This is a genomic window from Corynebacterium atrinae (assembly GCF_030408455.1).
Taxonomy (GTDB): domain Bacteria; phylum Actinomycetota; class Actinomycetes; order Mycobacteriales; family Mycobacteriaceae; genus Corynebacterium; species Corynebacterium atrinae.
In genome coordinates this window covers 2,331,769-2,343,721 of the sequence record NZ_CP046977.1, presented here as the reverse complement: position 1 = coordinate 2,343,721, position 11,953 = coordinate 2,331,769, and the positions used below count along the sequence as shown (strand labels likewise).

General features: G+C 63.4%; 9 protein-coding genes. 5 read left to right on the top strand and 4 right to left on the bottom strand.

Annotation, left to right across the window (positions count from 1 at the left end):
• Nucleotides 1-39: 39 nt before the first annotated feature.
• A complete protein-coding gene (locus CATRI_RS11525; protein WP_290217716.1) occupies nucleotides 40-1,215 on the top strand; it encodes a globin domain-containing protein in 1,176 nt (391 codons plus the stop codon).
• Here the strand turns inward: CATRI_RS11525 and CATRI_RS11520 are convergent.
• Both CATRI_RS11520 and CATRI_RS11515 read right to left on the bottom strand, forming a co-directional pair.
• The gene (locus CATRI_RS11520) at nucleotides 1,212-1,406 is read right to left on the bottom strand and encodes a type II toxin-antitoxin system antitoxin (protein ID WP_290217714.1); all 195 of its coding nucleotides are present in this window, start codon (nucleotides 1,404-1,406) and stop codon (nucleotides 1,212-1,214) included. The genes CATRI_RS11525 and CATRI_RS11520 overlap by 4 nt on opposite strands.
• 10 nt (nucleotides 1,407-1,416) lie before the next feature.
• Nucleotides 1,417-2,391: an SPFH domain-containing protein gene (locus CATRI_RS11515; protein WP_290217711.1), complete on the bottom strand. Its 975-nt coding sequence runs from the start codon at nucleotides 2,389-2,391 to the stop codon at nucleotides 1,417-1,419.
• 188 nt (nucleotides 2,392-2,579) lie between these two features.
• Between CATRI_RS11515 and lysS the strand changes: the two genes are divergently transcribed.
• The gene (gene lysS, locus CATRI_RS11510) at nucleotides 2,580-4,172 is read left to right on the top strand and encodes a lysine--tRNA ligase (RefSeq protein WP_435384169.1); all 1,593 of its coding nucleotides are present in this window, start codon (nucleotides 2,580-2,582) and stop codon (nucleotides 4,170-4,172) included.
• A gap of 6 nt (nucleotides 4,173-4,178) precedes the next feature.
• Here lysS and CATRI_RS11505 read toward each other — a convergent pair whose 3' ends face one another.
• Nucleotides 4,179-4,778, bottom strand: a complete 600-nt coding sequence (locus CATRI_RS11505) for a hypothetical protein (protein WP_290217709.1) — start codon at nucleotides 4,776-4,778, stop codon at nucleotides 4,179-4,181.
• A 359-nt stretch (nucleotides 4,779-5,137) separates the two neighbouring features.
• Between CATRI_RS11505 and CATRI_RS11500 the strand changes: the two genes are divergently transcribed.
• Nucleotides 5,138-6,403 carry a DUF418 domain-containing protein gene (locus tag CATRI_RS11500; protein ID WP_290217707.1) on the top strand — a complete coding sequence of 422 codons (1,266 nt, stop codon included), beginning with the start codon at nucleotides 5,138-5,140 and terminating at the stop codon, nucleotides 6,401-6,403.
• Nucleotides 6,404-6,498: 95 nt separating this feature from the next.
• Complete coding sequence (locus CATRI_RS11495; protein ID WP_290217705.1) at nucleotides 6,499-7,929, top strand: MDR family MFS transporter; 1,431 nt, start codon at nucleotides 6,499-6,501, stop codon at nucleotides 7,927-7,929.
• Here CATRI_RS11495 and CATRI_RS11490 read toward each other — a convergent pair.
• Nucleotides 7,926-8,951: an SDR family NAD(P)-dependent oxidoreductase gene (locus tag CATRI_RS11490; protein WP_290217702.1), complete on the bottom strand. Its 1,026-nt coding sequence runs from the start codon at nucleotides 8,949-8,951 to the stop codon at nucleotides 7,926-7,928. The two genes, CATRI_RS11495 and CATRI_RS11490, sit on opposite strands and share 4 nt — an antisense overlap.
• Nucleotides 8,952-9,209: 258 nt before the next feature.
• Here CATRI_RS11490 and CATRI_RS11485 point away from each other — a divergent pair, with 258 nt between their 5' ends.
• Nucleotides 9,210-11,936 (top strand): ATP-dependent Clp protease ATP-binding subunit, encoded by a 2,727-nt coding sequence (locus tag CATRI_RS11485; RefSeq protein ID WP_290217701.1) that lies wholly within the window; start codon nucleotides 9,210-9,212, stop codon nucleotides 11,934-11,936.
• Nucleotides 11,937-11,953 lie beyond the last annotated feature (17 nt).

The window sequence follows — 11,953 nt, the reverse complement described above, 5'->3', positions numbered from 1 at the left end:
GGGACGACACCCAGCACACTGAAGGAGTGACCTGACCTCATGTTTGTTAATGCTCAACCCACCTCCCGCGACCGCCATCTCACGCCTGAGCATGAGGAGACCATCAAGGCCACTCTGTCGCTCGTCGGCGAAAACATCACCACCATTGCCCAAACCTTCTACCGCACCATGTTTGCCAAGCACCCCGAGCTGCTGGCCAACACCTTCAACCGCGGAAACCAGAAGTCCGGCGAACAACAGAAGGCACTGGCTGCCTCCGTGGTGACGTTCGCCAGCATGCTGGTCGACCCCACTGCCCCGGACCCCGTGGACCTGCTGGCCCGGATTGGGCACAAGCACGTGTCCTTGGGAATCACGCGGGACCAGTACCAGATCGTCCACGACAATCTCTTCTCCGCGATCGTCGAGGTGCTCGGCGCGGACGTCGTCACCGCAGAGGTGGCCGAGGCGTGGGACGAGGTCTACTGGATCATGGCGGAGGTGCTCATCTCCTTCGAGGAAGCCCTCTATGCCTCGGATGGCGTCGCGCCGGGCGACGTCTTCCGCGACGTCACCGTCACCGTGAAGGAGGAGCTCAGCCCCACAGTCACCTCCTACACCCTGCGTGGTGATCTCACCGAGCACCGTCCCGGCCAGTACACTTCCATCGGGGTTGTGCTTGACGACGGTGCGCGTCAGTTGCGGCAGTATTCCATCATCGGTGGCACCGCCACCGAATACACGATCGCCGTTGAGACCGACGGCGAGGTGTCAACCTTCCTGCGCGAGCGCATCGAGGTTGGCGACACCATTCAGGCCACCCTCGCTGCCGGCGACTTGGTGCTCGAGGATTCCGACGTCCCCGTCGTCCTCATCTCCTCCGGCATTGGCTCCACCCCGATGGTGGGCATGCTCGCCCACCTCGCCGAGACCGGCTCCGACCGTCCGACGCTGTACCTTCACGCAGATGCCTCCGAGCAGGAGGATGCTCAACGTGCCCAGGCCCTGGATCTAGTAGCAAAGCTTCCGCGCGCAGCGGCGGAGATTGCTTACCGCGCGGAGGGGGAACGGGTGGACGTCGATACGCATGACCTTGCTGGTGCTGATGTCTACCTCTGTGGTGGCAACGACTTCCTCCAGGCGGTGCGCGGCGACTTGCTGGAGTTGCCCGCCGACAAAGCCCCCAAGTCGGTGCGCTTTGAGCTGTTCTCGCCGAATGACTGGCTGCTGGGCTAGTCCTGTTTGGGCGGCCGGCCACGCCGCGGCAGGTCGCCCACCCTGCGGGGAAGGCGACCTGCCCGGCGGAGGCTATCGCGCAGCATGACCTCAATCTGAGCGTTCACGCTGCGCGCCTCGTCGTTTGCCCAGCGCGCAATGGCCTCGTGGACCGCCGGGTCCACGCGTAGGGGAATGTTCTTCCGTGCCATCGCGGAAAACCTAGGAGTACAAGCTGCCGGTGTTGATGATGGGCTGGGCGTTGGAATCCGAGCACAGCACGACTAGGAGGTTCGACACCATTGCGGCGCGGCGCTCGGGGTCGAGCTCGACGATGTCCTTTTCCTCCAGCTGGTCGAGGGCAGCTTCGACCATGGTGACGGCACCCTCGACGATGGTCTCGCGGGCATCAACAATCGCGCTGGCCTGCTGGCGCTGCAGCATCGCCTGGGCGATCTCCGGGGCATAGGACAGGGCGGAGATCCGGGCCTCGAGGATCTCCAACCCGGCCACCTTCACGCGAGCCGCGACCTCATCCGCGAGCTCCTGCGACACCAGATCCGTGGAACCTGACAGTGAGGGATTGTGCGAGGTGCCGCCATCATAAGGGTGCGACGTCGCGACATGGCGCAGAGCTGACTCGGCCTGGGAGTGAATGAACTCATCCATGTCCTCCACCGAGAACGTCGCCTTCGCGGTATCGGCGACCTGCCACACGATGATGGCGCCGATGACTACCGGGTTTCCGCCTGAGTCATTGACCTTGATGGTGTTCGTTTCAAAGTTACGAACTCGTACGCTCAACTTGGTCGAGTTGGCCAGCGGGGGAATGAGCGACAGGCCGGTGCGTCGGTTGGTGCCCAGGTAGCGGCCAAAGAACTGGACTACCCGTGTACGGCCGGGCGAGATGATCTTGACCATCCCGAACATCACCAGCGAAATGATGAAGATGGGCACCGAAAGAATCAGGAGACCGATTCCACCGTTGCCTGCGTCGGCGAGCATGATCGCCCGAACGAACATGGCGATGCCGCCAATGAATAGTAGGGCGGCGATGATGATGGTGGCTCCGGCGAGGCCGGGACCGCCCGTCCATCCGTCCTGCTCAGTGACGTTAACTTTCACCCCGTCGTGGCCGACGGGGCGGTCAGCCACTTCGGCCTCGGGAACGTTGGTGTTCGTTGTCGATGGCGACATGGTGGTGAGTCCTTTCTTGCCTGGGGTGGACAATTAATCTGATATCAGAATACATAATGTGATATCAGATAACAAGGGCGGCTAACCTTCCTGATCGGATGACGAGCTTTGTGGAGCTGACGAACGCACAAAGTGCCTCCCGCGCAGTGTTCTGTATCGGTGACCTCGATGGACTAGTCTTGGGTGTCGTGACTGAGCAGAAGAAGCCCCAGGTAAAAAAGGCCGAGACCGGTAACGATCTCCCCGAGCAGCTGCGCATCCGCCGCGAGAAGCGCGCGCGCCTCATGGAGTCCGGCATCGATCCTTACCCCGTTGTCGTTGACCGCACTATCTCTTTGCGTGATCTGCGGGAGAAGTTCGTCGTCGTGGCGGAAGGGGAGGACGTCGAAAGCCAAGAAGGCGTTACCTACTTGCAGGCCGGCGAGGAGACGGACGCCGAGGTGGCCGTCACCGGCCGCCTGATCTTTATGCGCAACACCGGCAAGCTGTGCTTTGCCACCCTGCAGGACGGCGACGGCACCCAGGTGCAGGCCATGTTGTCCCTGGCCATCGTCGGCGAGGAGTCCCTCGCCGCCTGGAAGTCCGACGCCGACTTGGGCGATTTCGTCTCGGTCCGCGGGCACATCATTGCTTCTCGACGCGGCGAGCTATCCGTCATGGCCGCCTCCTGGCAGATGGCCTCGAAGTCGTTGCGTCCCCTTCCCGTCTCTTTCGCAGAGATGAGCGAGGACACTCGGGTGCGTCACCGTTACACCGACCTCATCATGCGGGAGCAGGCGCGCAACAACGCCCTGACCCGCATTAAGGTCATGCGAGCGTTGCGCCATCACCTGGAGGACGAGGGCTTCCTTGAGGTGGAAACCCCGATGCTGCAGACCTTGCATGGTGGTGCGGCGGCGCGCCCGTTCCAGACGCATTCCAATGCCCTGGACATTGACCTCTACCTGCGTATTGCTCCCGAGCTCTTTCTTAAGCGCTGCGTGGTCGGCGGCATTGACCGGGTGTTTGAGGTTAACCGCAACTTCCGCAACGAGGGTGTGGATTCTTCCCACAGCCCGGAGTTCGCGATGCTGGAGACCTACCAGGCGTGGGGTGATTACAACGATGGCGCGCGCACCATCCGCGAGCTCGTGCAGGCTGTCGCCATGGAGGTGTTCGGCTCCACCACGGTGACCCTGGCCGACGGCAGCGAGTACGACCTGAGCGGGGAGTGGACGACCATTGAGATGTACCCCTCGCTCAACGAGGCGCTGGCGCGGAAGTTCCCCGGCCAGCCGGAGGTCACCATCGACTCCAGCGTGGAGGAATTGAAGGCAATCGCCGAGGTCATCGGGCTCGACGTTCCCGCTAAGGGCGGCTGGGGGCACGGCAAGCTCGTCGAGGAGATCTGGGAGGTGCTGTGTGAAGATCAGCTGCACGGCCCGATCTTTGTCAAGGACTTCCCGGTTGAGACCTCACCCCTGACCCGTCAGCACCGGTCCAAGCCGGGCGTGACCGAGAAGTGGGACCTGTACATTCGCGGCTTCGAGCTGGCCACCGGCTACTCCGAGCTGGTGGACCCGGTTATCCAGCGCGAGCGCTTCGAGGATCAGGCCCGCCTGGCCGCTGGCGGCGACGACGAGGCTATGGTCCTGGACGAGGACTTCCTCCGCGCCATGGAGCAGGGCATGCCCCCGACCGCTGGTTGCGGCATGGGTATCGACCGGCTGCTCATGGCCCTGACCGGCCTGGGTATTCGGGAGACGGTGCTCTTCCCGATCGTGAAGCCGGAACAAAAGTAGGTCAGCCTAGAGGGCGGTGAAGGCGCCGTCCTTGAAGGTGAAGCCGCTACCGTCGTAGATCCCCGTGAAGGTGCCATCGGCGGACTGGGTGAAGCGGAAACCGAACAGGTCAACGCTCTCGCCCGCCGCGAGGCGCTCGCCGCCGATACCCATCGTGTGGGGGCCGGAGGTAAATCCCTCGTGGAACCCGATCTCCGGGTTGTAGGCGACGATGTTGGATTCCACCGTGGTGTTGAACCACGGGACCTCGGGCGGGTTTTGGTAGTTAGCGCCGCAGCGTTCGAAGCGTGGCGGATGATTGTCCGCAGGGTTGGGGGCCCCGTGGACTTCCTTGAAGGTGCATTGCAGGGTGTCATCAGCCGAGGTGACCATCCACCAGGTGACGTAGTTGTTGTCCACAACGGTGAACTCGCTCGGGGAGCGCTCGGCGGTGTAGGCCGGCTGTTCCGGCGCGATGGCGCGCGTCGTTCCGGTAGAGCTGGGTGTGGCGGAGGTGGTGCTGGCCTCGGTGCTCGTGGCGTCATCGCGGGCATCGCCGATGGTGCATCCGCTGAGGAGCAAACCGGCGGCGAGGAGTCCCGCGAGGGCGGGGCGGCGCGAGAGCATGGCGGTGGGGACCTCCGACGGATAGTTCAGACCTTGGCTGAAGAGTACTTGGCCAGTGCAAAGGATTGTCGACGGCTGGCGTGGGTGTCGAACCTCCAACGGCTTATTCCCCCTGATGGGGGTAGTTGCCCTGAAGGGGATGCGGGCCAGCGCTGGGAGCTTGCTGTGTGAGATAGCTCCGGGGGAGTGGTCGGCGACACGGGGCGACGTGGTTTAACCTGGTGGACGCTTCGGCGCCCTCAGGAAGCATTCAGGAATTCGCTTAGCTGCAGTTAAGGAAAGCTCGGAGTCACTTAGCCTGACATCAGTGCTTTTAAGCCCCTTCTTACTTGACTGACTCTGACCCTGAGGAGCCCGCCGTGACAGGCACCCCCACAACCCCCACATCGACGCCGATATCGCAGGGCCGCCGCATCCTCGCGCTCGACGTCCTGCGCGGCATCGCCATCCTGGGCACGCTGCTCACCAACATCTGGATTTTCTCCGGCTCCGTCCCGGAAGTCGTCGAGGTCGACGGATTCTTCGGATCCTTCAACCGCGCCGCTGGCACGGTGCTCAACCTCGTTACCGACGGCAAGTTCATCGGACTGCTCACCATCATGTTCGGCATTGGGCTGGAGATCCAACGCCAATCCGCCATCCGCCGCGGGGACCCCTGGCCGGGCCGCTACCCCTGGCGGGCGCTTGTACTCATTCTCGACGGCCTGCTCAACTACATCTTCATCTTCGAGTTCGACGTCCTCATGGGTTACGGTCTCACCGCCCTCGTCGTCGCCGCCGTCATGGCGCGCAGCCCCCGCGCACAGAAGATCTGGATGTACATCGGGCTCGGCGCCCACCTCTTCTTTATCGCCCTGTCCTTCTCTGGGACGTGGATCCTGGGCAAGCTCATGCCCGACTTCGCTGACGCTGGCGAACGAGGCTCCGACATCGTCGAGCCTGGTCGCGACGTCTTCCTCAGCCCCAGCAATACTGACTCCTACTGGGACATGGTCGTCGGCCGCCTCACCGACTTCCTTGGCGGGCGAGGGGAAATCCCCATCATGTTCGTCATGGGGCTGGGGCTCTTCCTCGTTGGCGCGCATCTCTATCGCGCCGGGCTCTTCCTGCCCGAATCCGTTCGCCTGCGCCGCATCGTCATGGCCATCGGCTTCGGCATCGGTATCCCGCTGGACTGGACCTTGCGGTTGACCGAGGTTGGCGCTGGTTACGCCACCCGATACGGCACCTCTCCGCTGGTGGCCTTCGGCGTGCTGGCCGCGGTTGCGGCCTTCTATGCCAACCGGGACAAGCTTGGACTGTCCGGAAAGTGGCTCTCACTAGTGGGCCGAATGGCGCTGACCTGCTACATCCTGCAGAACCTCATCGCCTCCATCATCTTCTACGACTGGGGCTTCGGAGTCGCCGCCAAAATCCAGGGGCAGTGGTACACCCTGGCCACGCTGGGTATCTACGTGGGAATCAGCGCTTTCCTCATCGCGCTCTCGGCGGTGTGGTTGCACTACTTTAGCCGGGGACCGGTGGAATTGCTGTGGCACCGGGGCGTGGACGTGATCGCTGACGCGGCGGATGCCGCGAAGGCGCGGCGACGCGGGCGTCGAGAAGCAGTGACGAACGTGGGTTAACCCTCTGGAACGGGGGAGAAGGCTAGGTTTGCGTTCACGTCAACAAAGCGCTATCCTGGCCCTCTTTCCCTAGATTCATTTTGAGAGGACCCAACGTGAGTTCCCGGAACGCCTCCCGACCTGACAAGCTACCCGCAGATGTCAAGGTCATCCTCACCGTGCTGGTTACCTCCGCATTGGTGATGTTCCTTAATGAGACCATCCTGTCGGTGGCGCTGCCATCGATCATGGCCGACTTTAACATTCAGGCCACGATGGCCCAGTGGCTGACCACCGGTTTCCTGCTCACCATGGCCGTGGTCATCCCGACCACCGGCTGGGTGCTGCAGCGTTTTAGCACCAAGCAGGTATTCCTCGCGGCCGTGACCAGCTTCCTCGTGGGTACGGTCATCGCGGCGATCGCGCCCAGCTTCGGAATTCTGCTCACCGGACGCATCATTCAAGCTGCGGGCACCGCGCTGATCATGCCCCTGCTGATGACGGTCGCGCTGACCGTCGTGCCCGCCAACCGCCGCGGCTCGATCATGGGCATCATCTCCATCGTCATGTCCGTCGCTCCGGCGCTCGGCCCCACAGTCTCTGGTTTCATCCTCAACCGCTTCACCTGGCACTGGCTGTTCTGGATGGTCGTGCCGCTCATTTCGCTCGCGCTGATTCTGGGCGCCTACTTCATCCGCAACGTCGGCGAGACCACCGCAGCACCCCTCGATCCGCTTTCGGTCGTCCTCGCTGCGTTGGCGTTCGGCGGCCTGGTCTACGCGCTCAGCTCCCTGGGTACTCACCCGCAGATGGCCCTCACCCTCGGAGCGGTTGGTGTGGTGGCCTTGGCCATTTTCGTCTGGCGCCAGCTCAAGCTGGAGACCCCGCTGCTCAACCTCAGCCCCTTCACCATCCGCAACTACACCGTCTCCGTCGTCGTTGCGCTGCTGGTCATGGGTACCTTGCTCGGCGTGGTGATGGTCCTGCCGATCTACCTCCAGACCGCCCTCGGTGTCTCCGCCCTGGTAACCGGCCTGCTGGTCATGCCGGGTGGCCTGGCCTCCGGGCTCCTCGCGCCCTTCGTCGGACGCCTCTACGACCGCGTCGGCCCGCGCCCGCTCGTCATTCCCGGTGCGCTGCTGCTGACGGCGGGCGTGTGGGCGATGACCCGGCTGGACATCAACTCCACCACCACCGAAGTCGTCACCATGCACCTGACATTCTCCCTCGGACTGTCACTGCTGATGACCCCGCTGATGACTACTGCGTTGGGCTCGCTGCCCGCGCACCTCTACGGACACGGCACCGCCATCCTCAACACCCTGCAGCAACTGGCGGGCGCCGCCGGCACCGCCGTGCTCATCGCCGCCCTCTCCTTTGGCACGCAAGCGGCGATCAGCGGCGGGGCTGACCTCGCCCAGGCCACTGCCGACGGCGCGCATACCGCCTTCGTCGGCGGCGGCATCTTCGCCATCCTCGTCCTCATCGCCAGCCCCTTCGTGGCCAAGGTGGCGGAGGACCAGGACAACGCTGTCACCAGCGACTAAATCGCCGACCAGCCGCCATCGTTAGGTAAGATCGCTCCGTTGACGCTCGCTGCGTCATCGGACAGCAGCCACACGATGGCGGCTGCCTGCTGCTCCGCAGTGCTCATCGACGGCACGTTCCCCCGGTAGCCTGCCAATCGCTCGTGGCCGAACTCGCCCACCTTTTCCGGGATGGGAATGCCCGTCATCACCGCGCCGGGGGCGACAGCATTGGTGCGGATGCCGGCATTGGCGTACATGACCGCCATCGACTTCGTGATGCCCACTACCGCATGCTTGGACGCGGTATAGGCCACGCCCGCGCAGGAACCGCGCAGGCCCGCTTCTGAAGCAACGTTGACAATCGAACCCCCGCCGTTGGCCAGCATGTGCCCGGTGACTGCGCGGCTCGGTCGAACCAGTCCGTCCACGTTGACGGCAAAGACCCGCGACCACATTTCATCGGTCACTTCGTGCAGCGCGGAAAAGTCATCCATGATGCCGGCGATATTGGCCAAACCGTCAATCCGGTCGCCAGCTGCCGCAAGAATCTCCTCGGCGGCACCCGCCGCCGCGAGGTCGGCGGTGACGGTGACCAACTGCTCGGGGGAGGTACCGGCGACGTCGACAAGCTCGGTGAGGCGCTGCGCTGAGACATCCACCGCGACCACCCGTGCGCCCTCACCGAGGAGTTGCAGAGTCGTGGCACGGCCGATGCCGTTGGCGGCGCCGGTGACAATGACGGTCTTGTCCGCAAAGCGTTTTCCCGCCGGGGGCCGTGTCGTCTCCGCCTCGATCGTGGGAGGAAGGTGGCCGCCGTTGGCCTCGGCGACCAAGCCATCGATGGCGTCGCGGGTCATCTTCCCTCCCGACAGTTCCACCAGTGTGGCCAGCGGAAGATTATAAGCGGGCTTCAGGGCATCGGCATCGGATCCGGCAGACTCCAGGAAGGCCCTGAGAACAGGCCCTCCGGCGGGATGACTCAGCCAGGCTTCGATGGTGTCGTGGGCAGTAATAGGGGAGTTGGTGGGGGATGTGCTCATCGTCGTACTCCTTTGACAGTTTCGACGGTGCGGAGGGGTCGAGCTGGAGAGGTCGGAGAGGTCGGAGAGGTCCTAGACAAAAGCGTAGCGCCGGCCCCTCTCATGAGGCCCGAAATGGGCTGTTCGCTACCGGCGTACAACCCTTCTACCTGCATGAATGGCCGGAAATTGAGCGCTAGGAATTCAAGGCGCAAATAGAATGTCTGTCCCGGGCGTTAGAGTAGTTAGCAAGTTAGGAACAAAAGGTTAGGGGTAGACATGTTCGAACGGTTCACCGACCGCGCACGTCGCGTTATCGTCCTTGCACAGGAGGAAGCGCGCTTGCTCAACCACAATTACATCGGCACGGAGCACATCCTGCTCGGCCTTATTCATGAGGGTGAGGGCGTAGCGGCCAAGGCCCTGGAGTCCATGGGTATTTCCCTGGATGCCGTGCGCTCGGAGGTCGAGGAGATTATCGGCACCGGGACGCAGCCGCACACCGGCCACATTCCTTTTACCCCGCGCGCCAAGAAGGTCCTCGAGCTTTCCCTGCGTGAGGGGTTGCAGATGGGGCACAAGTACATCGGTACTGAGTTCCTGTTGCTGGGCCTCATCCGTGAGGGCGAGGGCGTGGCCGCCCAGGTGCTGGTCAAGCTCGGCGCTGATCTGCCTCGCGTGCGCCAGCAGGTTATTCAGCTGCTGTCCGGCTACGAGGGTGGCCAGGACAATAACCCCGAGGTGTCCCCGGACGCTGCCGCTGGCGGCCCCGTCGGCGCCGGCGCTGGTGCCGCTCGCGGTGGCCAGCAGGGCCAGGGCGGTGCGGGTGATCGCTCGAACTCGCTCGTACTGGACCAGTTTGGTCGTAACCTCACCCAGGCTGCTCGCGATGGCAAGCTTGACCCGGTCGTCGGGCGTGAGAAGGAAATTGAGCGCATCATGCAGGTGCTCTCGCGTCGTACGAAGAACAACCCGGTGCTCATCGGTGAGCCCGGTGTGGGTAAGACCGCCGTGGTCGAGGGCCTGGCGCTCGACATTGTTAATGGCAAGGTTCCGGAGACGCTGAAGGATAAGCAGGTCTACTCTCTCGACCTCGGTTCCTTGGTGGCCGGTTCCCGCTACCGCGGTGACTTTGAAGAGCGCCTGAAGAAGGTGCTCAAGGAGATTAACCAGCGCGGCGACATCATCTTGTTCATCGACGAGATTCACACCCTTGTCGGTGCCGGTGCCGCCGAAGGCGCCATCGACGCTGCCTCCCTGCTCAAGCCCAAGCTGGCTCGTGGTGAGCTGCAGACCATCGGTGCCACCACGTTGGATGAGTACCGCAAGCACATTGAAAAGGATGCCGCGCTGGAGCGTCGTTTCCAGCCGGTGCAGGTGCCGGAGCCGTCCGTCGAGCTGACCATTGATATCCTCAAGGGCCTGCGCGACCGCTACGAGGCACACCACCGCGTGTCCATCACCGACGGTGCTCTCGTTGCCGCCGCCAACCTGTCCGATCGCTATATCAACGATCGATTCCTGCCGGACAAGGCCGTCGACCTCATCGATGAGGCTGGCGCCCGCATGCGCATCAAGCGCATGACCGCCCCGGAAGGCCTGCGTGAGATCGATGAGCGCATCGCTGACGTGCGGCGGGAAAAGGAAGCCGCGATCGATGATCAGGACTTCGAGAAGGCGGCCGGCCTGCGGGATAAGGAGCGCAAGCTGGGCGAAGAGCGCGCTGAGAAGGAAAAGCAGTGGCGTTCCGGCGACCTGGAAGAGATCGCGGAGGTCGGCGAGGAACAGATCGCCGAGGTCCTGGGCACCTGGACCGGTATCCCCGTGTTCAAGCTGACCGAGGAAGAGTCCTCTCGCCTGCTGCGGATGGAAGATGAGTTGCACAAGCGCATCATCGGCCAGGACGACGCCGTTAAGGCCGTCTCTCGCGCCATCCGCCGTACTCGCGCCGGGCTGAAGGATCCGAAGCGTCCCTCCGGTTCCTTCATCTTCGCCGGCCCCTCCGGTGTGGGTAAGACGGAGCTGTCGAAGGCTCTCGCGGAGTTCCTCTTCGGTGAGGATGACGCACTCATCCAGATCGACATGGGCGAGTTCCACGACCGCTTCACCGCCTCCCGTCTGTTCGGTGCGCCTCCCGGATACGTCGGATACGAGGAAGGTGGCCAGCTCACCGAGAAGGTCCGCCGCAAGCCGTTCTCCGTTGTCCTCTTCGACGAGATCGAGAAGGCCCACAAGGAGATCTACAACACCCTCCTGCAGGTCCTCGAAGATGGTCGTCTCACCGACGGCCAGGGCCGCGTCGTCGACTTCAAGAACACCGTGCTCATCTTCACCTCGAACCTGGGCACGCAGGACATTTCCAAGGCCGTGGGCATGGGCTTCACCGGCTCCTCCGAGACCGACACGGATGCGCAGTACACGCGCATGAAGAACAAGGTCAACGACGAGTTGAAGAAGCACTTCCGTCCCGAGTTCCTCAACCGCATCGACGAGATTGTGGTCTTCCACCAGCTCACCCGCGAGCAGATCGTGGAGATGGTGGAGCTGCTCATCGGCCGCGTCGAGCGCGCCCTGGCCTCCAAGGACATGGGCATCGAACTCACCGACAAGGCCAAGGCCCTACTCGCTCAGCGCGGCTTCGACCCGGTCCTGGGTGCCCGTCCGCTGCGCCGCACCATCCAGCGGGAAATCGAGGACGCTATGTCCGAGAAGATCCTATTCGGTGAGCTCGGCGCTGGTGAGATCGTCACCGTCGACGTTGATGGATGGGACGGCGAGGACAAGAACGTCGACTCGGCTGTCTTCACCTTCACGCCGCGTCCGAAGCCGCTGCCGGAGGGAACCTTCTCGGAGATTTCCCCCGAAGCAGCAGAGGCGATCCGCGAGGTAGAAACCGACTTGGTTGTCGCCGATACCCCGGACACCGTCCCGGATGATCTCAGCGAGGTGGGAAGCAACCCCGACGAGGGCCCGCAGGGCGGCGCGCAGCCGCAACCGCAGGTCTAACGCGTATAGAATGCCCA